Genomic DNA, 21,546 nt, shown 5'->3' on the forward strand with positions numbered 1-21,546 from the left:
GTCGAACAGTTCCTCGACTCGCTCGGCAGGGCTCACCGCCACCGGAGACGACGCAGTCGAGGACATAACGACATCATCGCAGCCGGGTACGACAAATCACGGCCGCCCAAACCGCCGGGGAGTGACCGCCATACAACTGCCAAGAGGTGCGCGGCCGCGCGCGATCCATGTCACGAAGACCAACGGCCGGTTCCCGGCTCAGTCGATGTGCGTCGGTGGGTCGCCGAAGGTGAAATCCGATGGCTGCTGGCCGGGACCCATCAGACCGCAGTGGTTGTCGGGCACGAGGTAGGAACTGGCGCCATTGGGAACCAGGCGGGTGACTGCGACGCAGCGTTGCCAGGTGCCGTCGGGCTGGACGGGTCCGTCGCACTTGCTGAGAACGGGTCCCCCGTACTGACAACCGGCGCCGGCCGGCGGCGCTGCGGCGATCAGCCCTGCGGCCGTCAGCAGGGCCGCCGATCCACCAACGATGCCGCGCTTCATGGTTGCCTCCCGTCACGACGCTACCGCTTGATTAAGCGATTCTGGCCGTTTAGTCCCGGCTACAGCGGGCACGCCGCCAGCATGTCAGTTACAGCCTTTCAAGATCTGCCGTTGGCCGACCGTGACCGCAAGTGGGACGGCGACGCGGCCGAAAAGCGGGTGCGGCAGTGGGCCGATGCGCAGGACGGGCCGAACCAGAAATACCGCGACGCGCACGTCTGGTACGACGGCGAAAAGAAGGACAACTTCACGGCCTACAAGCTGCTGATCGCCGACGTCATCGACGGCGACCTCAAAGCCGTGCCACGCGGAGTGATGGCGGCCGGCGCGATCATGGACGGCGCGCGCGGCGGTATCGACGTGCCCGCATCCGATGTCGATCGGATCAAGAGCCACCTGGCGAAGTACTACAAAAAGATGGGCGAGAAGCCACCCTGGGAGCGGGACTAGACCGCGACCATGAGCTGCGACAGCCCGCGCAGTGTGACGTTGGTCTTGTACTGGGGCTCGCTGTCCAGCCGGGCGTTCGGGAAACGGGCCGTCACCGCCGACAGGGCCACACCGGCCTCCAGCCGGGCCAGCGGGGCGCCCAGGCAGTAATGCGCACCGCGACCGAATCCTAAGTGCCGCAACACTTTCCGGTCCGGGTCGAAGACATCGGGGCGGTCGTATTCGGCGGGATCGCGCTGGGCGGCGGCGGTCAGCAGCATCATGATGTCGCCCGCGGGTACGTCGATGCCCCCAATTGCCATGTCGTCGCCCGCAGTTCGGGCGATCATCTGCACCGGCGGGTCGTAGCGCAACGTCTCCTCGATGACCGCCGGGGCACGGTTGGCGTCGGCGCCGAGCGCGGTCCATTGCGACGGTTGGCGCAGCATCGCCAGGACCGCGTTCCCGATCAGGTTCACCGTGGTCTCGTGACCGGCGACCAACAACAGGACGCAGGTGGAGACGATCTCCTCCGCGGTCAGCTGGTCGCCCGATTCTTCCACGGCGATCAGCCCGGACATCAGATCGTCACCGGGCCGCGAGCGTCGCCGGTCGATCAGGCCATGCAGGTAGGCGCGCAACCACATTCCGGCGTCCATCCGCTCTTTCAGGTTGTCCGACGGCGTTCCGGTGAAGGCGACGAAAGGGTCCAGGGATTGCGCCAGCAGCGCGGACACCCGGCTGAATTGCGGCTCGTCCTCGATCGGTACGCCGAGCAGGCGGCAGATCACCGCCACCGGCAGTGGATAGGCTAGGTCCCCGACGACTTCGAACCGTCCCCGTTCGGCGATCCGGTCGAGCAACCCGTCGATCAGCTCGGTGATGTCGGGTTGCAGCGCGTTCACCACCTTCGGCGCGAACGCCTTGCTGACCAGTTTGCGCAGCCGGGTGTGGTCCGGCGGGTCCTGGAACAGGAATCCCGGCGGGGTTTGCGGCGGCGCTTCGGCACCGGCCTCGATGAGCTGCCGGGACTGCGCCTCGATCTGCGCGCGGGCGGCCGTCGACTTGAGCCGGTCGTTGCTCGACGACGGGTGGCGCAGCACTTCGTCGCAGTCGCGGTAGGTCGAGAACACCGCGAGGTTGCCCTCCGGCAAAGCGAACGATCCGCGTTCGCGAAATTGCGCCAACATAGGGTAGGGGTCGGCACGGACCGCCGGGTCCAACAGCCGCACCAACAATTCGTCGGGCTTTGTGGACTCGGTCGGCGCTGTCGTCATGCTGACATTGTGCCCGCCGTCCGGCGGCGTCCGATTCAGCGGCGCAGGAACTGCACGATGTGGCCGGCCAGTTCCGCTCCGGCGTCCTCCTGCAAGAAATGGCCGGCACCGCGGACGACCGGGTGGTCGATCCCCTGTGCGCCGCGCATCTCACGCCGGAAGATCGCGGCCATCGGCCCGGTGATCGGGTCGCTGTCGCTGAAGGCGACCAGCATGGGTGTCGGGCTCACCGACAGCCTGGTCCAGGCGGTCTTGTTGGCCGCCGCCGCGGGATCGTCCGGCGAGGTGGGCACCAGGCCGGGCATGGCGCGCGGCCCGGCGCAGTATTCGTCGGTGGGGAACGGCGCGTCGTAGCCCGCGCGCTCCTGCTCGCTCATCTGGTGGCGACAACCACCCTGCACGAACGCGCCGATGTTCAGGGTCGGGGCCGACGTGATGGCTTCGCGGAAGCGCCACCAGACGTCGGCCATCGGCTGCTCGCCGTTCGGCAGCCCGGTGTTGGCGACGACCACCCGCGCGAACCGCTCGGGATGCTCTGCGGCAAGCCGCAATCCGATCAGCCCGCCCCAGTCCTGGCCGACCAGGGTGACGTTGCGGAGGTCGAGCACATCGAAGGCCACCGCGCGCATCCACTCGACGTGGCGCGCGTAGCTGTGGTCTTCGCGGCGGGTGGGTTTGTCCGAACGCCCGAACCCGACCAGGTCGGGGCAGATCACTCGATGACCGGCGGCGGCCAAAATCGGAATCATCTTGCGGTACAGATACGACCACGACGGTTCACCGTGCAGCATGAGAATCGGATCGGCGCCTTCCGGCCCGTCCTCGACCCAGGCGACGCGCAGTGTGCCGCCTTCATCGTCGGGCACTTCGCCATACCTTGGGGCGTAAGGAAAGTCGGGAAGACGGTCGAATCGGTCGTCGGGTGTTCGCAGCGTCTGCATGTCACGCCCCTTCGGATAGTCCGGCCAGGCCCGGATCCGCGATCAGGCGATCGAGAAAGCCGAGCTGGCCCTTCAGCAATTTGATGCGCGCGGTCGCGACCGCGAACCAGCCCACCCGGTCGACCTCGGGAAACTCCCGCAGCTTGCCCGACCCTTTCGGCCACTCCAATTCGAAAGTGTTGCTGCGCGCGTCGGTGATATCGAGGTCGCCGTGCACGGCGAAGGCGGTCACCACCTTGCCGCCGGATTGCTTCAGCTGACCCAGGTCTATTCGCGGGCCGGCCGGCACCGCCAGCCCCAGCTCCTCGGCGAACTCACGCCGCGCGGCAGCCCAGGGATCCTCCCCGTCGGTGTACTCGCCTTTCGGGATCGACCATGCGCCGTCGTCTTTGCGCGCCCAGAACGGTCCACCGGGGTGCGCGATCAATACCTCGACGACGCCGTCGCAGGTCCGGTACAACATCACGCCCGCGCTGAGTTTGGCCATCGAGTCCTATTCTCCCACAGCGTGTTCCAGATCCTTGAGCGAGGACTCCAGGTGCGCGAGCAGGCGCTGCAGATGCGGCACGCTGCGCCGGCACCCCACCAGACCGAAGTCCAGATTGCCGGCGTTGTTGGCCAGGGTGATGTTCAGCGCCTGGCCGTCCAGTGCGATGGACAGCGGGTAGTTGCCGTCGAGCCGGGCGCCCCCGTAGTAGATCGGCTGCGTCGGTCCCGGCACGTTCGAAATGATGATGTTGAACGGGGGCGACGTCGACGCGACCCAGCCCGGGACCGCCGCCAACGCCAATGCCGACGTGTTGACGCCCGACAGTGCCAGCGCCTGAAACCGCGGCAACTGCGAGAAAACCTTCTTGTTGCTGCGCATCGAGTCGCTGATGGTCAGCAGACGCTGCGCGGGATCTTCGGCGTCAGTGGCGAGATTGCACAGGATGGCCCCGACCAGGTTGCCACCGGCGTCGGCCTCTTCCTCGGTGCGCAGGCTCACCGGGACCATCGCGATCAATGGCGTGTCCGGCAGCGCGTCCTGCTCGAGCAAGTAATAGCGCAGGGCGCCCGAACACATCGCCAGGACGACGTCGTTCACCGTGACCCCCGCGGCCTGCTTCACGCTTTTTATGCGGTCCAGTGACCAGGACTGCGCCGCGCAGCGGCGGGCGCCGCCGATCTTGACGTTCAGCATGGTCTTCGGCGCCCCGAAGGGCAGGGTCAGTTGCTGCTCGAACAGCGCCGAACGCGCCAGCCCGATTGTCGAGGGAGCAAGTGCGGCAAGGGATCCCGCCGCGCGGACCAACGAGCTCAAGGGAGAGGACGGGCCGGATCTGCGCTGGGGTTTGCGCAGGCTCCATGGGGCACGGATCTCGACGTCGTCGGGGTCGGTGGACAGCGCGCGCTGCATCAGCTTCTGCGCGGAGACACCGTCGATCAGCGCGTGGTGCACCTTGGTGTAGATCGCGAACCGGCCGTCTTTCAGGCCTTCGACGACGTGCGTCTCCCACAAGGGGCGGTGGCGATCCAGCAGGGTGCTGTGCCATCGCGAAGTGAGCTCGAGCAATTCGCGGACCCGTTTGGGCGACGGCAGTGCCGAACGCCGAAGGTGATAGTCGATGTCGACGTCGTCGTCGTAAGTCCAGCCCAGATTTGCGATTCCGCCGACGAAGCTCGCGGGGTGCTTGCGAAACGTGGGCTGGAAATCCGGCTGGGCGGCCAGGCTCTTGTAGAGGTCACGAACGAAGCCGCGGCCTGTGCCCGATGGCGGCTCGAACAACTGCAAGCCTCCGACGTGCATGGGATGTTCGCGAGATTCTCCCAGGAGAAAGATCGCGTCGGTGGGCTTTATCAGTTCCATCCAACTATTAGACCCCTCCTGACATCGCGGCGAAGGCTCTCTCTCTAGAACATCGCCGCCGAGCCGATGTCGGGATGGCTGCGCATGTAATCCACGAGCCGATCGACATAGCTCCGGAACGCGGGCGGCTCGATACCGCTGCCGGCGAGATCGGCTCGGCAATGATCGGTCAAGTAGAAGGTGGGTTGCGCGAAGTAATCGACCGCTTCGGGGGGAATCCGCATCAACCGGTGGAGCCCCGGGACGTGTGCCAGTGATGCTTTCGTCAATTTCACGGGCAGCTTAACTTTGAGGAGCTCGCGATTTGTCGCCTGGGCCAGCGTATCCGCCATCTCATCGACCGTGAGCGGACGCGAATCCGCCAGCTGGTAGGTACGCCCTTCGGAAACGGAGAGTCCACTCAGATATCCGACGGCGTCAACGATGAAGTCGCGCGGGACCACGTTGACCCGCGTCGCCGTGGGATCACCCACCACCGGGAGGATCGCGTGCCGAGGCTGTCGCAGCAGCCACTGCATGACGAAGTAGGGACCGTCGAATTTTTGTGTCTGCCCCGTGCGACTGTCGCCGACGACAATCGAGGGGCGATAGATCGTTACAGGCATGCCCGTGGACATGCGCCGACGCACGTCCGCCTCGGCGAGGTTCTTGGTCTCTTCGTAAAAGTTGTTGAACCGCGCACCGACTTCGAGGTCGTCCTCGCCGAATGGGCCGGCATAGCGGCCGCTGACATAGCAGGTGCTGAAGTAGTGCAAGCGCGTCAGGGAGGGACAGCGCTGGAGCGCGTCCAGGACGTTTCGGGTGCCGTCGACGTTGACGCGAAGCGCCACGTCGCGGGGCACCGCCAAGTCATACGCGGCGGCCAGGTGCCACGCCTCGGTGACGGAGGTGAGGATATCCGCAGCGAGGCCAAGACCGGGCTGGGTGATGTCGCCTTCGACTGGCTGGATGCGCCCCTCGAGGAACGGCTCCGCATAGCTCAGTTCCTCCACGCGGCGCTGTGCCAACGCGCCGTATTTCGGCTGCACCAAACAGATTGCCGTTTCGCCAGTGCGCTTGAGGATGCCTGGCAGCAACGCGCTACCGAGAAAGCCGGGAAAGCCCGTCATCAAAACGGTCATGACTGCACTCCTTGCCGGGCGGTTTGTTGTCAAAGTGGTTGCGGCCAAAAAATCTGCCACCACGCAGCGCATGCGTACGGAGCGTCTTTCCTCGAAGAGCGGGCAGGGCGTGCATCGCTGTCTCCCCTACCGAAAAGGGTCCCGTCGCACAGAAAACGCTATCGACTTCAGGCCGCGTTAGGTCGGGTCTTTTGGCCCTCCACGGCGGCCATTGGTCCTCAGGTTGGGAGGACTGCACCCCGGTGACGCGCAAGCGCAGATACTGCTGAGCAGATGCCCCAGAAGACAGCGCAGGGAAGTGATGCACGGCAACGAAGCCGACCAGCCCGAGCGGGCCAAATGGGATCCAGTCTTCACCGAGCTGATGATCAACCTGGTCACGCCCGTCATCAGGAGATGGTTCCGGCCGGAGGTAAGGGGCCTGGACGCCTTCCCGCCGAAAGGCGTCGTCTTGCTGGTGTCCAATCACTCGGGCGGTGTGCTGACGCCCGATTGGAACGTGCTCGCCCCCGCGATGTACGACAGGTTCGGCTATGACCGCCCGTTGTTCACCGTGGCCCACTATGGGGTGTTCTTTACGCCGTTCCGTGCGTCGCTGGGCCGGCTCGGCGTCATTCATGCCACCCGGGAGAACGCTGCCGCAGCGTTATGTTCAGGTGCGGTCGTGCTGGCGTTTCCCGGCGGTGACTACGACGCGTTCCGGCCGACGATGAGGCAGACCGTTATCGATTTCGGTGGCCGTACCGGATACGTCGGCCCCGCAATGCAAGCCGGTGCGCCAATCGTCCCCGCCGTCTCGATCGGCGGACAAGAAACGCAACGTTCGTCACTCGGGGTCATTCGCTGGCAAAACGGTTAGGGCTCAAGCGGTTCCGAATCGAGATTCTGCCCGTTACCATCGGCATCCCCTTCGGTTTGACGGTGTTCTTCCCGCCAACCTTCCGCTGCCCGCCAAGGTCGTCTATCAAATTCTGCAGCCGATCGACGTCGCCGCGCAGTTCGGCATGGACGCCCGACGTCCACGAGGTCGACGCCTACGTGCGCTCGGAGATGCAAACCGCTCTGGACCGGCTGGGCCACGAGCGCCGGTTACCCCTATTGGGCTGAGGGGTCGCTTCCGTCGAAAAAGTCTTTCGACCCGGCGTCAGGGGTGGCAGCATGAATTCGTGACGACAGCACCGTTGACATGGGATGTGGTGGCCGTTGACAAGCCAGAGGATGTCAACGTGGTCATCGGGCAGGCGCATTTCATCAAAACCGTCGAAGACCTGCACGAGGCGCTGGTCGGAGTGAGCCCGTCGCTGCGGTTCGGAGTGGCCTTTTGCGAGGCGTCCGGACCACGGTTGGTTCGCCGCAGCGGCAACGACACCGATCTAGTGGAATCGGCGACACGCGCCGCGCTGGCCATCGCGGCCGGACACAGCTTCGTGATCTTCTTGCGTGACGGCTTTCCGGTCAATGTCCTCAATCCGGTGAAAGCGGTGCCTGAAGTGTGCGGGATCTACTGCGCCACAGCGAATCCGGTTGAGGTCATTGTCGCTGTGTCTCCGCACGGTCGCGGCATCATCGGCGTCATCGATGGGCAGCCTCCCGTCGCTGTGGAAGGCGATCGTGATGCCGCCGAGCGCCACGATCTACTGCGCGCCATCGGTTACAAGCTCTGAGGGTCAGGAGTGCCCGGTCTGGATCAGGGTCGACTCACTCGGATGCCATCGACCATACCGACGTGGCAATCAGATCACCGCGCTCCAATCCCGCGGCGCGGTGTTGGTGCACCTTGGCGTAGTCAGCAGTCGTCACCATGTCGATGAACGCCTGCGGGGTCGGATACTCGACAATGAGGATGGCGTCCCACCAAGGCTTTTCGCTATCACCGATAACAAAGGCCGGCGCTGTTCCCGCGTAGCGCAGGGTCGCGCCGACGCGTTGAAGGTGTGGGGCCACTTCCCGGCCGTACTGCAGATAGCTCTCCACGCCGCCCTCGGGTTTGAACTTCAAGAGGTTGACCATCACCACCGGCGCGTCAGCCGGTCGCGCCGCGAGCGCGGCGAACTGGTCGGGCGTCGGTTCCAAGCCGCCCATGTGAATCTCCTTGCGTTGTTTTGTTCTAGAAGCGGACCGGGCAGCTACAGCAGATCGGTGATGGTCTTCAAGCCCGCGTCGTAGAGCACGCCGGGCAGCATCCCGCCGTCGCATTCGATGGTGGTGCCGTTGACGAAGTCGACCTGTCCGCCGGCCAGGAAAACGCAGACGCGCCCGACTTCGGCGGGCTCACCCGCACGGCGCATGGGCACGGCGGCGAAATACTTTGCGCCATCGGGGTCGTCCTTGGGCAGCACGAAGGACCGGAAGTTCTCGGTCATCGTGGGCCCCAGCGCTATGCAGTTGACCCGCACCTCGGGTCCCCACTCTTCGGCCAGCGACCGGGTGAGGTGGTTGAGGCCGCTCTTGGCCGCCCCGTAGGAGACCAGGGTTGGCGAGCCCGCCGGATGTCCGGCGCCGCTGGAGATGTTGATGATGCAGCCGACGCCGTCCTGGGTCTGCATCTGCCGATAGGCGCGGATCGCGAACCACAGCGGGCTGATGAGATTCATCTGCACGGCGAAGGCGTGGAACAGGGCGGTGCGTGCGTAGTCGTCATCATCGGCGGGCGCGCCCTGAATGCGTTGCACCAGTTCGGGAATACTCTCGGCATGCGGCGCCGGGACGGTTCCGCCGGCATTGTTGACCAGGATGTCGACCCGTCCGTGGGTGGCCACGACGTCCGCGACGAACGCGTCGATCGAGCGGTAGTCACCCTGATCGCACACTTGTTGGGAAGCGCGGTCCGCCCAGTCCGGTTCGATGCCGGGGATGCTGTCGAGCGGTGAGCGCGAGCAGCCGATCACGGTCGCGCCGGCGCGCAGCAGTTCGTGGGCGATGCCCACCCCCACGCCGCGGCTCGTGCCGGTGACGATCGCGATCTTGCCGTCGAGGACGCTCATCAACGGACCCTCTCACCGAACGGTCGATTATTGACAGTCACTGCCAGCAAGTCATAGCCTGCCATTTCATTCGCCGATGTGTAAAGGCCGCACACCGTCCGGGAGGTCAAATATGAGTAGCCCGTCCAAGCTTCGTGTCGTCCAATGGGCCACCGGGGGCGTGGGGAAAGCGGCGATCGCATGCGTCATCAATCACCCACTGCTGGAGCTGGTGGGGTGCTGGGTGCACAGCGCGGACAAGAACGGCGTCGACGTCGGCAAGATCATCGGGACGCAGGACCTCGGTGTCAAAGCCACCACCAGCATCGACGAGATACTGGCGCTGGACGCCGACTGCGTGATGTACAGCCCGCTGATACCCAATGACGACGAGGTGATCGCGATCCTGCGGTCCGGGAAGAACGTGGTGACCCCGGTCGGCTGGGTGTATCCCGACCCGGGCAATAAGCGCCACCAAGCCGTCGCCGACGCGGCGACGGAAGGCGGTGTGACGCTGCATGGTTCGGGAATCCATCCCGGCGGCATCACCGAGCGCTTCCCGTTGATGGTGTCCTCGCTGTCGTCGGCGATCACGCATGTGCGTGCCGAGGAGTTCTCCGACATCCGCACCTACAACGCACCCGACGTCGTGCGCCACATCATGGGTTTCGGCGGCACCCCCGAGGAAGCCACGCAAGGGCCGATGGCCGGACTGCTCGACGCGGGCTTCAAGCAGTCGGTCCGGATGATCGCCGATCACATGGGATTTCGCATCGATCCCAACATCAGGACCATCCAGGACGTTGCCGTTGCGACCGCCGATATCGACTACGACCCCTTCCCGATCACGACCGGCACCGTGGCCGCGCGCCGGTTCCGCTGGCAGGCGCTGGTTGACGGCGAGCCGGTCATCACCGCGGCCGTCAACTGGCTGATGGGTGAGGAGAATCTGGAGCCTGCCTGGAATTTCGGCGACCGCGGCGAACGCTTCGAGGTGGAGATCACCGGCGATCCCGATGTGAGCCTCACCTTCAAGGGTCTGCAACCGGAGACGATCGCGGAAGGCCTGGTGAAGAACCCGGGCGTCGTCGTCACCGCCAACCACTGCATCAACGCCATTCCCGACGTCTGCGCCGCCGGGCCGGGCATCAAGACCTACCTCGACTTGCCGTTGTTCGCCGGGCGTCCGGCCGAGAAGCTCGCCGCGGGCAAGCCATGACGAGAAGAGCGTGCTCGACGGCACCCACCGCCGCGTCACCGACGCCCGTTGTACCGCTGACCAGGATCCGTTCGAGATCGGCGGCGTCCGAATGTCTTTCGTGAATAACCCGGACGGGATGCCGGTCCAGTTCATCGAACGACCCCACGGGGCGCGCGGCACGTACGAGATGCGCCGCGGTGTGCGGTTGCAGATGGGAACCGCCAGATGAGTTATAGCCACCCCGATTCGATGCGCGGGCACGTCGCGATCGTCACCGGCGCCGCCCAGGGCGTCGGTAAGGGCGTCGCCACCGCGTTGCTCGAACGCGGCGCCGAGGTGCTGCTGGTCGACATCCAGGAAGAGACCCTCGGCCGCACGGCCACCGAGCTCGAGGCGATCGGGCGGGTGGAACAACTCGTCGCCGATCTGCGTGACCCGGACAGCGCGCAGCGGATCGCGGCCGCGGCGGTCGACGCCTTCGGCACCGTGCACGGCCTGGTCAACAACGCCATCGCCACCAACGAGCCCAAGGCGTTCATCGACATCACCACCGAAGACCTGGCCCTCGGCTATGACGTGGGCCCGCGCGCGACGTTCCTGCTGATGCAGGCCGTGCACCCGTTGATGGTCGAGGCCGGCGGTGGTTCGATCGTGAACCTCGGTTCGGGGACGGGCACCGGCGGCGAGCCCAAGTGGGGCGGCTATGCCGCCGCCAAGGAAGGCATCCGCGGCCTGTCCAAGGTGGCCGCGCTGGAATGGGGCCGCGACAACATCCGCGTCAACGTCATCTGCCCCTTCGCCGAATCCGACGGCGTCAAGTTCTGGAAGTCGTTCGCGCCCAAGGAGTACGACAAGGCCGTGGGCCGGGTTCCGATGAAGCGCATCGGCGACGTCCGCACCGACGTGGGCGCGCTGGTGGCGTTCCTGCTCGGCACTGACGCCACCTTCATCACCGGCCAGACCATTCACGTCGACGGCGGGATCGGCTGCTTCCGATGACCTTTCCCACCAGACCAGTGTCGCTCCGCGACCGGCAGCGCGCACAGGTCCGGGCCGATATCCGGCGCGCGGCGTTCCGCCTGTTCGTCGAGCGCGGGTACGACGCGGTGACCACCGAGGAAATCGCCATGGCCGCAGGCGTTTCCCCGCGCACGTTCTTCCGGCACGTGCCGGCGAAGGAAGAGCTCCTGCTCGCACCCGTGCGCTACGGCGGCGCCGCGATCGTCAATCTCCTCGAGGGGCGGCCCGCCGACGAGTCGCCCGATGTCGCGCTGATCAACGCCATCATCACGCGGACTCGCTCATTCGAACAGTCCGACACCGAAGAGTGGCGCGAAGCCCTGCTGGTGGTTCCCGACCTGCTCGACAAGGTCACGGTGCACCGGCCAGCCGACAAGGAGCGCGCGACCAAGCTCATCGCCGAACGGATGGGCGTCGATCCGGATGCCGACCTCCGGCCGGGCCTGCTGGTCCAACTCGCGTTCGCGGCAGCCGATTTCGCCTTCCAGCAATGGGTGCGGCAATCCGGAAAGCCGCGGCCACTGGATCGATACGTCACCGATGCGCTGGACGCGGTTAAGAGCCCGCACTGGAAACGGAAGTGAGCCGGTTTCAGATTCGTTGCGTAACTTCGGGATTAGCGATCCTGATGGGCTGCCCGTCCAGGAAGGCCACCACCGATTCCACCGTGTCGGAGTAGAAGGCACCCAGCATTTCGCGCGTGACGTACCCCAGGTGGGGAGACAGGGTCACGTTCGGAAGCAGCCGCAGCCGATGGTCTTTTGGCAGCGGCTCGGTGTCATAGACGTCCAGCCCGGCCCCCGCGATGCGCCGGCTTTCCAGCGCCGCCAGCAGGGCTGCCTCGTCGACGATCGGGCCCCTAGAGGTGTTGATCAGGTAGGCGTGTGGCTTCATCAGTGCCAGCTCGGCCGCGCCGACCAGCCCCCGGGTGCGTTCCGAGAGCACCAGATGAATGGAGACCACATCCGATGATTCGAACAGTGTGACCTTCTCGACCCGGCGGGCGCCCGCACTCGCGGCGGCCTGCTCGGTGAGATTCTGGCTCCACGCAATGACTTCCATGCCGAACGCCGCGGCGTATTCAGCCATGCGCCGGCCGACTCTGCCCAGGCCGAGCAGCCCGAGGGTCTTGCCGGACAGGGTCATACCCGCGCTGCTCTGCCACCCGCCGTCCCGCATGTTGCGATGCTCGTCGGCGAGATTGCGCACCGTCGCGATCATCAGCCCCCAGGCGAGTTCGGGCGTGGCGTCGCGCGTGGACCTGAATCGGGGATGGGCGAAATCCGAATGCGCCACCAAAATCCCGTGTTCGGTGGCCGCGGCCATGTCGAGGTTCGGCAGGCTCCTGCCGACGATCGTGATCAGCTTCAGTTGCGGCAGCCGCTCGATCAGGGTGCGCGGAAACGCCATCCGCTCGCGCAGGGTGCACACTACATCAAACGGCCGCAACGCGTCGGCCGCCTCGTCCTCGCCAAGGTGCCGATCGAAGACGGTGACCTCGGCCCGCTTTTGCACCGGAGACCAGTCGGCCACCTGCAAGGCCACGCCGGCGTAGTCGTCGAGAATCGCTACCTTGGGCATGACGTCTCTTTGGTCCAGTGCATGGCTCACTGGACCATCATGTCGTCGGTGGCGTCAAGACCGTGACGGCATCGCGCGGCGCGCTAATGGCCTTCGATCCGCCACCGCATGATTTCCGGAGGGCAGCCGCGCTGCCAATCGTCGCGTGGCTCACGATGGCTTTATCGGGGCTCGCTGTTGCTCGTCGGAATGCCCCGTTCAGGTCGTAATCGCGGGTGGATACGGCAGATCCGTGCTGCTGTGTGGGTCGACGTATACCGGGCGGCCGAGATACGGGAAGGCGCGTTGTGGGCAGGCGGGCCGGTCGCAGATCTTGCAGCCGGCACCGATCGGCACGATCGATTCGGTGTTGGTCGGATCGATGCCGACGGAGTAGATGAGTTTTCCGGCGTGGGCGACGTCGCAGCCGAGCCCGATGGCGAAGCTCTTGTCCGGCCCGAGGTAGCGGCTCGGCTCGGTCGTGGTGGTCCGGGCGATCCAGAAGTAGCTGCGTTCGTCGGGCATCTGCGCGACCTGCGTCAGGAACTGGCCGGGCCGCGAAAACGCGTGATGCACCACCCACAGCGGGCAGTTTCCGCCGACGCGGGAAAAGTGAAACGCCGTGGCGGACTGGCGTTTAGAGATGTTCCCCGCGCTGTCGGTGCGGACGAAAATGAACGGGATGCCGCGGGCGTTCGGGCGTTGCAGGGTGGACAGCCGGTGGCAGATGGTTTCAAACCCCACCTCGAAACGCCTTGCCAACTGGTCGATGTCGTAGCGGACGCCCTCGGCGGCATCCAGGAATCTCAGGTAGGGCAACAGCAAGGCGCCGGCGAAATAGTTGGCCAGGCCGATGCGGGCGACGCCGCGCGCATCGTCGCTCAGCTGATCGTCGCCGGCGATGATCCCGGTGATCAACCTGTCCTGGGTCAGTAAGGCAATCTGGGTGGCGAGCTGAAAGGCACGCTGGCCGGGGTGCAGCCACCGGGCCAGATACAGGGTTCTTGATTCGGGCGCAAACAGCCGTTTGGAGTTGGGATCTAGCACCTGGCCGTCGTCGATCACCACCGTGACGTCGAGTTGGTCGGCAAGCAACTGCGCCAGCTGGCCGTCGAGACCGCCTATGCGCAAACGGTTCTCGTTGAACAGGTCTTCGGCCGCGACGTCCAGTTCGCCGATGTAGTTCTTGCGGTCGTAGAAGAAGTCGCGGACCTCTTCGAAAGGCATTGGCTGCTGGGACATTCCCGACGTGTCCGAGGTTTCCGAGTTGGCGCGACTGTGCAGCGCTTCGAGGTCGGCGGTGGCGTCGTGCAGCCGGCGGTGCAGATTGACCAGTGTCTGCCCGATCGCCGGCATCCGGGCGACCAGCTCCTCGACTTGCGCGGCCGTGGCATGCGTGTCGGCCAAAACTTCGCGCAGGTCCGACACCAAGCGGGCGTCGGATTCCGGTGCGAAGTAGTGGGTCGGCAAGTCGAACCGCTCGGTGAGGGTGAGCAGCACCGGCACCGTGATCGGGCGCTGATCGTTTTCCAGCTGGTTGACGTAGCTGGTCGACAGTCCCAGGACGCGCGCCAGCGCCACTTGGGTCAGCCCCTGCTCCTCGCGCAATCGCCGTAGCCGCGCTCCGGCGAACGTTTTCGCCACCCATCACACGGTACGCCCGGCCTTTTCACAAAGTTCGCAAAATGCCGTTGGTAAGGACACACGATTACGCTTTTACAGGGCATTTACCTCCCACACGGCGTTGCGTACTGTGCGGCTTATGCGCCTTCACGACGTTCGATCCCGACGCAGCGCCGACGACTTCCCACGGAATGAGCACCTGGCCTGGAAGATCGCCGAGGTCGCGGCCGACCCGGTCGCCGTGCCCGCCGACACCGAGGCGATGGTGATCAGCCGGATCATCGACAACGCCGCGGTGTCGGCCGCCTCGGTGACCCGCCGCCCGGTAGCCGCCGCCAGGGCCCAGGCCCAGGCGCACCCCAACTCGTTCAAGGGCGCCAAGGTCTTCGGCATCCAGGGGGACTACTCCCCGGAATGGGCGGCCTGGGCCAACGGCGTCGCGGTGCGCGAACTGGACTTTCACGACACGTTCCTGGCGGCCGAGTACTCCCACCCGGGTGACAACATCCCGGCCCTGGTGGCAGTGGCCCAGCACCTCGGGATCAGCGGAGCCGACCTGATCCGCGGCATCGCAACGGGTTACGAGGTCCAGATCGATCTGGCCAAGGGAATCTGCCTGCACAAGCACAAGATTGACCACGTCGCGCACCTCGGTCCGTCGGTGGCAGCCGGACTGGGCACCATGCTGCGGCTCGACAAGGACACCATCTATCAGGCGATCGGGCAGGCGCTGCACCTGACGACGTCCACCCGGCAATCGCGCAAGGGCCTGATCTCCAGCTGGAAGGCGTACGCGCCCGCCTGGGCGGGCAAGGTCGCCATCGAGGCCGTCGACCGCGCCATGCGCGGCGAGGGCGCACCCGCCCCGATCTGGGAGGGCGAGGACGGGGTGATCGCCTGGCTGCTCTCGGGTCCGGAGCACACCTACCGGGTTCCGCTGCCCGAGCCCGGCGAGCCCAAGCGCGCCATCCTGGACAGTTACACCAAGGAGCACTCGGCCGAGTACCAGAGCCAGGCGCTGATCGACCTGGCCCGCCGAATGCGGGATGCCGTCGGCGATCTCGACCAGATCGCGACGATCGTGCTGCACACCAGCCATCACACCCACTACGTGATCGGCACCGGAGCGGGCGATCCGCAGAAGTTCGACCCGGATGCCTCCCGCGAGACGCTGGATCACTCGGTGATGTACATCTTCGCGGTCGCCTTGCAGGACGGAACGTGGCATCACGAAAGGTCTTACGCCCCGGAGCGGGCGCACCGGCCCGACACCATCGAGCTCTGGCGCAAGGTGTCGACGGTCGAAGATCCCGAATGGACCCGGCGCTACCACTCCCCGGATCCGGGCGAGAAGGCGTTCGGAGCCCGCGCCGAGGTCACCCTCAAAAACGGTGAGGTCATCGTCGACGAGATCGCGGTCGCCGACGCACACCCCTTGGGGGCCAGGCCGTTTGCGCGCGAGCAGTACATCGGAAAGTTTCACGAACTGGCCGAGGGCATCGTCAGCGACACCGAGCAGCGGCGCTTCCTCTCCGCGGTTGAGGCCCTTTCGGACCTGCAACCTGGCGCGCTGGGCGCGTTGAACATCACGGTCGGTCCGCTGGTGCTCGACAGGGCGCCCACGATTCCCTCTGGCATCTTCTGATGAGCGGGCTGATCGAAGGCACCCTGTCGGCGTCGACCAAGCGGGTGCGATTCCATGCGGCGCTGGAAAGCGGCCGGTTGCAACGGTTCCCGGGCGCCTTCTCGCCCCTGGTCGCCAAGCTGATCGCCGAGCTCGGGTTCGACGGGGTGTATGTGTCCGGGGCCGTCCTGTCGGCCGACCTCGGCCTGCCCGACATCGGCCTGACCACCCTGACCGAAGTTGCCGGCCGCGGGGCGCAGATCGCGGCGGTCACCGACCTGCCCACCCTGGTCGACGCCGACACCGGCTTCGGCGAGCCGATGAGCGCCGCGCGCACCGTGACCGTACTGGAAGACGCCGGGCTGGCCGGCTGCCATTTCGAAGATCAGGAAAACCCGAAGCGGTGCGGGCATCTCGACGGCAAGGCGGTGGTGTCGGCCGCCGAGATGATCAAACGACTGCGGGCCGCCGTGGCCGCCCGCAGGGACCCCAACTTCATCATCTGCGCGCGCACCGACGCCGCCGGCATCGAGGGCGTGCCCGCCGCGATCGACCGCGCGAAGGCCTACGCCGACGCAGGCGCCGACCTGATCTTCACCGAAGCCCTGTACACACCACGCGAATTCGAGCGGTTCCGGGCCGCCGTGGACACGCCGTTGCTGGCCAACATGACCGAGTTCGGCAAGTCGGAGCTCCTGACCGTCCAGCAGCTCTCGGACATCGGCTACAACGTGGTGATCTACCCGGTGACCACGTTGCGGCTGGCCATGTACGCCGTCGAGGCCGGCCTTCGCGAAATCGCGGACGAGGGAACTCAATCCGGCCTGTTGGACCGCATGCAACACCGCAGCCGGCTCTACGAGCTGCTGCGCTACGCCGACTACAACCAATTCGATTCCGACATCTACAACTTCGCCCTCGGAGGAGATGCGCAATGAGCGCCATCGAAGACAACCAACCCCGCATCTACAAGGGCCTGGCCGGTGTCGTCGTCGACACCACCGCCATCTCCAAGGTCGTCCCGGAGACCAACTCCCTGACCTACCGCGGGTACGCGGTCCAGGACCTGGCGGCGCATTGCAGCTTCGAGCAGGTCGCCTACCTGCTCTGGCATGGCGAACTCCCCGACGAGCAACAGCTCGGGCTGTTCACCCAGCGGGAACGAGCTGCCCGCCGGCTGAACCGATCCCAGCTGTCGTTGTTGACCAAGCTGCCCGAGACCTGCCACCCGATGGACGTGGTCCGGACCTTCATCAGCTCGATGGGCGCCGAGGACCCCGAAGAGGACGACAGCAGCCCGGCGGCCAATTACGCCAAGGCGTTGCGGATGTTCGCGGTACTGCCCACCATCGTCGCCGCGGACATGCGTCGTCGGCGTGGCCTGGACCCGATCGCCCCGCGCAGCCACATGAACTACGCGCAGAATTTTCTGCATATGTGCTTCGGTGACGTGCCCGAGCAGGTGGTGGTGGACGCCTTCGAGCAGTCGATGGTCCTCTACGCCGAGCACAGCTTCAACGCCTCGACCTTCGCCGCGCGGGTGGTCACCTCCACCCAGTCCGACATCTACAGCGCGGTCACGGCCGCCATCGGCGCACTCAAGGGCCCGCTGCACGGCGGCGCCAATGAGGCCGTCATGCACGACATGCTCGACATCGGCACCGCTGACAGGGCCGCGGAATGGCTGCGGGGCAAGCTGGATCGCAAGGACAAGATCATGGGCTTCGGCCACCGGGTCTACAAGAACGGTGACTCGCGGGTGCCGACCATGAAGGAGGCCCTCAGGCGCGTCGCCGCGGCGCGCGACGGCCAAGAGTGGCTCGATATCTACGAAGTCCTGGAGAAGGGCATGGCCCAGGCCAACGGCATCAAACCCAACCTGGACTTCCCGACCGGACCGGCCTATCACCTGATGGGCTTCGACATCGGCACCTTCACGCCGATCTTCGTGATGAGCCGCATCACCGGGTGGACGGCACACATCATCGAGCAGACCGCGTCCAACGCGTTGATCCGTCCGCTGAGCGAGTATGTCGGACCTCCGCAGCGCGCTCTATCGTAAATACCGTGTTTGCGAAGGTATTGGTCGCCAATCGCGGCGAGATAGCGATCCGCGCGTTCCGCGCAGCCTATGAGCTGGAAATCGGCACGGTCGCGATCTATCCCTACGAGGACCGCAATTCCGTGCATCGGCTGAAGGCTGACGAATCCTACCAGATCGGCGAGGAGGGCCACCCGGTCCGCGCGTACCTGTCGGTCGACGACATCGTCGCGACGGCCCAGGCATGCGGAGCGGATGCGATTTACCCCGGCTATGGCTTCCTGTCGGAGAATCCTGACCTGGCGGCGGCGTGCGCCGCGGCGGGCATCACCTTCGTCGGCCCGAGCTCGGAGGTGCTCGAACTCACCGGCAACAAGTCGCGGGCCATCGCGGCTGCGCGGGAAGCTGGTCTTCCGGTGCTGGCCTCCTCGGCACCCTCGACGTCTGTGGACGAACTGCTGGCGGCCGCCGAGTCGATGGAGTTCCCGCTGTTCGTCAAGGCGGTCGCCGGCGGCGGCGGACGCGGGATGCGCCGGGTGACCGACGCTGCGTCGCTGCCCGAGGCGATCGAGGCCGCCAGCCGTGAGGCCGAGTCCGCGTTCGGGGACGCCTCGGTGTTTCTCGAGCAGGCGGTGATCAATCCGCGGCACATCGAGGTGCAGATCCTGGCCGACACCCAGGGCAACGTCATGCACCTCTACGAGCGCGACTGTAGCGTTCAGCGCCGCCACCAGAAGGTCGTCGAGATCGCGCCGGCGCCCAACCTGGACCCGGAACTGCGCCAACAGATCTGCGCAGACGCGGTGGCGTTCGCGCGCAGCATCGGCTATACGTGCGCCGGGACGGTCGAGTTCTTGCTCGACGAACGCGGCAATCACGTGTTCATCGAGATGAATCCGCGCATCCAGGTCGAGCACACGGTCACCGAGGAGATCACCGATGTCGACCTGGTGTCGGCGCAGCTGCGGATCGCCGGCGGGCAGAGCCTGGAAGACATTGGATTAAGCCAGGATTCGGTTGTCCCGCACGGCGCGGCGCTGCAGTGCCGGATCACCACCGAGGACCCGGCGAACGGCTTCCGCCCGGACACCGGCCGGATCACCGCCTACCGCACCCCGGGCGGCGCGGGCATCCGGTTGGACGGCGGCACCACGCTGGGCGCGGACATCAGCGCGCACTTCGACTCGATGCTGATCAAGCTGACCTGCCGGGGCCGAGACTTCGCCACGGCGGTGCGCCGGGCGCGGCGGGCGGTCGCCGAGTTCCGGATCCGCGGCGTGTCAACGAATATCCCATTCCTGCAAGCCGTTCTGGATGACCCCGACTTTCAGGCCGGACGCATCACGACGTCGTTCATCGAGGAGCGCCCGCAGCTGCTCACCGCCCGCAGCTCCGCCGACCGCGGCACCAAGATTCTCAACTACCTGGCCGACGTCACCGTTAACAAGCCTCACGGTGAGCGTCCGTCGGCGGTGTACCCGCACGACAAGCTGCCCGACATCGACCTGTCGGCTGACCCGCCTGCGGGATCCAAGCAGCGGTTGACCGAACTCGGGCCGGAGCGGTTCGCGACCTGGCTGCGCGAGTCGCCCGGCGTCGGCGTCACCGACACCACGTTCCGCGACGCGCACCAGTCCCTGCTGGCCACGCGGGTCCGCACCAGCGGCCTGATCAAGGTGGCGCCCTATATCGCCCGGACCACGCCGCAGCTGCTGTCCATCGAATGCTGGGGCGGGGCGACTTACGATGTGGCGCTGCGCTTTTTGAAGGAAGACCCGTGGGAGCGGCTGGCCACGCTGCGCGAGGCGCTGCCCAACGTCTGCCTGCAGATGTTGCTGCGCGGGCGCAACACCGTCGGGTACACGCCCTATCCGGAGACGGTCACTTCGGCGTTCGTCGAGGAGGCGACGGCGACCGGCATCGACATCTTCCGGATCTTCGATGCGCTGAACAACGTCGACTCGATGCGACCGGCCATCGACGCCGTGCGGGAAACCGGGGCGGCGATCGCCGAGGTGGCGATGTCCTACACCGGTGATCTCAGCGATCCGGCCGAAAAGCTGTACACGCTCGACTATTACCTGAAGCTGGCCGAACAGATCGTCGACGCGGGCGCGCACGTGCTGGCCATCAAGGACATGGCCGGCCTGCTGCGCGCCCCCGCGGCCGCGACGCTCGTCTCGGCGCTCAAGTCCCGCTTCGATTTACCGGTGCACGTGCACACCCACGACACCCCGGGCGGGCAACTCGCGACCTATGTGGCGGCCTGGCACGCCGGCGCGGACGCCGTCGACGGTGCCGCCGCCCCCCTCGCGGGAACCACCAGCCAGCCCGCGCTCTCGTCGATCGTGGCAGCCGCGGCCAACACGGCGTATGACACCGGGTTGTCGCTGCCGGCGGTCTGCGACCTGGAGCCGTACTGGGAGGCGCTGCGAAAGGTCTACGCGCCGTTCGAATCCGGGTTGCCGGCGCCGACGGGGCGCGTCTACCACCACGAGATCCCCGGTGGCCAATTGTCGAACCTGCGCCAGCAGGCTATCGCGCTGGGACTCGGTGACCGGTTCGAGGACATCGAAAACGCCTACGCCGGAGCCGATGCCATCCTGGGGCACCTCGTCAAGGTCACCCCGTCCAGCAAGGTGGTCGGCGACCTGGCGCTGGCGCTGGTGGGAGCGGGCGTCAGCGCGCAGGAATTCGCCGATGATCCCGCGCGCTACGACATCCCGGATTCAGTCATCGGCTTTCTGCGCGGCGAACTCGGTGACCCGCCAGGCGGCTGGCCGGAGCCGTTGCGCACCAAGGCATTAGAGGGACGCGGTCCGGCGAAGCCGGAGCAGCAGCTGTCGGCCGACGACGAGAAGGCGTTGGCCACGCCCGGTGCCGACCGGCAGGGGGCGCTGAATCGGTTGCTGTTCCCCGGGCCGGCAAAAGATCTCGAAGACCACCGCGAGGAATACGGCGACACTTCCGGACTCAGCGCCAATCAGTTCTTCTACGGATTGCGCCAAGGGGACGAACACCGCGTCCAACTCGAGCGGGGTGTGGAGCTGCTCATCGGCCTGGAAGCCGTCTCCGAAGCCGACGAACGCGGCATGCGCACGGTCATGTGCATCCTCAACGGGCAGCTGCGCCCGGTCGTGGTTCGCGATCGCAGCATCGCCGCGGATGCGCCCGCCGCCGAGAAGGCCGACCGCGCCAACCCGGACCACATCGCCGCGCCCTTTGCCGGCGTTGTGACAGTGACCACCGAGGTCGGCGAGGAAGTCGAAGCCGGCCAGACCATCGCGACGATCGAAGCGATGAAGATGGAGGCCGCCGTCACCACCCCCAAGGCCGGCAAGGTCGAACGAATCGCGGTGTCGCAGACCGCACAAGTGGAGGGCGGCGACCTCCTGGTGGTGATCGACTAGC

The 21,546-nt window shown here is 66.2% G+C and carries 20 protein-coding genes and 1 pseudogene; 11 read left to right on the plus strand and 10 right to left on the minus strand.

What is annotated here, in order from left to right:
• Positions 1–198: 198 nt before the first annotated feature.
• Positions 199–486 (minus strand): CDGP domain-containing protein, encoded by a 288-nt coding sequence (locus B8W69_RS16360; protein WP_085290867.1) that lies wholly within the window; start codon positions 484–486, stop codon positions 199–201.
• 81 nt (positions 487–567) lie between these two features.
• On the opposite strand from B8W69_RS16360, the gene B8W69_RS16365 reads away from it, so the two are divergent.
• The gene (locus B8W69_RS16365) at positions 568–936 is read left to right on the plus strand and encodes a hypothetical protein (protein WP_085290868.1); all 369 of its coding nucleotides are present in this window, start codon (positions 568–570) and stop codon (positions 934–936) included.
• Here B8W69_RS16365 and B8W69_RS16370 read toward each other — a convergent pair.
• The 5 genes from B8W69_RS16370 to B8W69_RS16390 are packed head-to-tail and all read right to left on the minus strand — an operon-like array spanning position 933 to position 6,103.
• Positions 933–2,192, minus strand: coding sequence for a cytochrome P450 (locus B8W69_RS16370; RefSeq protein ID WP_085290869.1), 1,260 nt, complete (start codon positions 2,190–2,192; stop codon positions 933–935). The genes B8W69_RS16365 and B8W69_RS16370 overlap by 4 nt on opposite strands.
• 35 nt (positions 2,193–2,227) lie before the next feature.
• Positions 2,228–3,133 carry a haloalkane dehalogenase gene (locus B8W69_RS16375; protein WP_085290870.1) on the minus strand — a complete coding sequence of 302 codons (906 nt, stop codon included), beginning with the start codon at positions 3,131–3,133 and terminating at the stop codon, positions 2,228–2,230.
• A gap of 1 nt (position 3,134) precedes the next feature.
• Positions 3,135–3,620, minus strand: coding sequence for an NUDIX hydrolase (locus tag B8W69_RS16380; RefSeq protein WP_085290871.1), 486 nt, complete (start codon positions 3,618–3,620; stop codon positions 3,135–3,137).
• Positions 3,621–3,626: 6 nt separating this feature from the next.
• Positions 3,627–4,982, minus strand: a complete 1,356-nt coding sequence (locus B8W69_RS16385; protein ID WP_085290872.1) for a WS/DGAT/MGAT family O-acyltransferase — start codon at positions 4,980–4,982, stop codon at positions 3,627–3,629.
• Positions 4,983–5,026: 44 nt separating this feature from the next.
• Positions 5,027–6,103, minus strand: coding sequence for an SDR family oxidoreductase (locus B8W69_RS16390; protein ID WP_085290873.1), 1,077 nt, complete (start codon positions 6,101–6,103; stop codon positions 5,027–5,029).
• Positions 6,104–6,404: 301 nt separating this feature from the next.
• Here B8W69_RS16390 and B8W69_RS16395 point away from each other — a divergent pair.
• Together B8W69_RS16395 and B8W69_RS16400 are read left to right on the plus strand one after the other, a co-directional pair.
• Positions 6,405–7,210: pseudogene (locus tag B8W69_RS16395) on the plus strand (1-acyl-sn-glycerol-3-phosphate acyltransferase).
• 74 nt (positions 7,211–7,284) lie between these two features.
• A complete protein-coding gene (locus B8W69_RS16400; RefSeq protein WP_110881969.1) occupies positions 7,285–7,767 on the plus strand; it encodes an adenosine-specific kinase in 483 nt (160 codons plus the stop codon).
• 34 nt (positions 7,768–7,801) lie between these two features.
• Here the strand turns inward: B8W69_RS16400 and B8W69_RS16405 are convergent, their stop codons facing one another.
• Positions 7,802–8,185, minus strand: a complete 384-nt coding sequence (locus B8W69_RS16405) for a DUF1330 domain-containing protein (RefSeq protein WP_085290875.1) — start codon at positions 8,183–8,185, stop codon at positions 7,802–7,804.
• Positions 8,186–8,229: 44 nt separating this feature from the next.
• Positions 8,230–9,087: an SDR family oxidoreductase gene (locus tag B8W69_RS16410; protein WP_085290876.1), complete on the minus strand. Its 858-nt coding sequence runs from the start codon at positions 9,085–9,087 to the stop codon at positions 8,230–8,232.
• A 112-nt stretch (positions 9,088–9,199) separates the two neighbouring features.
• On the opposite strand from B8W69_RS16410, the gene B8W69_RS16415 reads away from it, so the two are divergent.
• From B8W69_RS16415 to B8W69_RS16430, 4 genes are read left to right on the plus strand one after another with little or no spacing between them, the layout of a single operon-like run.
• Positions 9,200–10,285, plus strand: coding sequence for an NAD(P)H-dependent amine dehydrogenase family protein (locus B8W69_RS16415; protein ID WP_085290877.1), 1,086 nt, complete (start codon positions 9,200–9,202; stop codon positions 10,283–10,285).
• A gap of 10 nt (positions 10,286–10,295) precedes the next feature.
• Complete coding sequence (locus tag B8W69_RS16420) at positions 10,296–10,496, plus strand: lactoylglutathione lyase (protein ID WP_085290878.1); 201 nt, start codon at positions 10,296–10,298, stop codon at positions 10,494–10,496.
• Positions 10,493–11,266 carry an SDR family NAD(P)-dependent oxidoreductase gene (locus B8W69_RS16425; protein ID WP_085290879.1) on the plus strand — a complete coding sequence of 258 codons (774 nt, stop codon included), beginning with the start codon at positions 10,493–10,495 and terminating at the stop codon, positions 11,264–11,266. The genes B8W69_RS16420 and B8W69_RS16425 overlap by 4 nt, the downstream gene beginning before the upstream one ends.
• Positions 11,263–11,871 carry a TetR/AcrR family transcriptional regulator gene (locus B8W69_RS16430; protein WP_085290880.1) on the plus strand — a complete coding sequence of 203 codons (609 nt, stop codon included), beginning with the start codon at positions 11,263–11,265 and terminating at the stop codon, positions 11,869–11,871. Before B8W69_RS16425 ends, B8W69_RS16430 begins: the two co-directional genes overlap by 4 nt.
• A 7-nt stretch (positions 11,872–11,878) precedes the next feature.
• Here B8W69_RS16430 and B8W69_RS16435 read toward each other — a convergent pair whose 3' ends face one another.
• Together B8W69_RS16435 and B8W69_RS16440 are read right to left on the minus strand one after the other, a co-directional pair.
• Complete coding sequence (locus tag B8W69_RS16435; RefSeq protein WP_085290881.1) at positions 11,879–12,868, minus strand: D-2-hydroxyacid dehydrogenase family protein; 990 nt, start codon at positions 12,866–12,868, stop codon at positions 11,879–11,881.
• Positions 12,869–13,066: 198 nt separating this feature from the next.
• Complete coding sequence (locus B8W69_RS16440; RefSeq protein WP_085290882.1) at positions 13,067–14,491, minus strand: short-chain fatty acyl-CoA regulator family protein; 1,425 nt, start codon at positions 14,489–14,491, stop codon at positions 13,067–13,069.
• A gap of 118 nt (positions 14,492–14,609) precedes the next feature.
• On the opposite strand from B8W69_RS16440, the gene prpD reads away from it, so the two are divergent.
• Genes prpD through B8W69_RS16460 form a run of 4 tightly spaced genes read left to right on the plus strand, consistent with a single transcriptional unit; the run spans position 14,610 to position 21,545 of the window.
• Positions 14,610–16,115 (plus strand): 2-methylcitrate dehydratase PrpD, encoded by a 1,506-nt coding sequence (prpD, locus tag B8W69_RS16445; RefSeq protein ID WP_085290883.1) that lies wholly within the window; start codon positions 14,610–14,612, stop codon positions 16,113–16,115.
• Entirely contained in the window at positions 16,115–17,032 is a 918-nt protein-coding gene (gene prpB, locus B8W69_RS16450; protein ID WP_085290884.1) for a methylisocitrate lyase, read from the plus strand. The genes prpD and prpB overlap by 1 nt, the downstream gene beginning before the upstream one ends.
• On the plus strand, positions 17,029–18,156 hold the full coding sequence (locus B8W69_RS16455) for a bifunctional 2-methylcitrate synthase/citrate synthase (RefSeq protein WP_085290885.1): 1,128 nt from the start codon (positions 17,029–17,031) through the stop codon (positions 18,154–18,156). The genes prpB and B8W69_RS16455 overlap by 4 nt, the downstream gene beginning before the upstream one ends.
• Before the next feature lie 5 nt (positions 18,157–18,161).
• Positions 18,162–21,545, plus strand: a complete 3,384-nt coding sequence (locus B8W69_RS16460; RefSeq protein WP_085290886.1) for a pyruvate carboxylase — start codon at positions 18,162–18,164, stop codon at positions 21,543–21,545.
• Position 21,546 lies beyond the last annotated feature (1 nt).

The sequence above is a fragment of the Mycolicibacterium vulneris genome, assembly GCF_002104765.1.
In the GTDB taxonomy this organism is placed as follows: Bacteria; Actinomycetota; Actinomycetes; order Mycobacteriales; family Mycobacteriaceae; genus Mycobacterium; species Mycobacterium vulneris.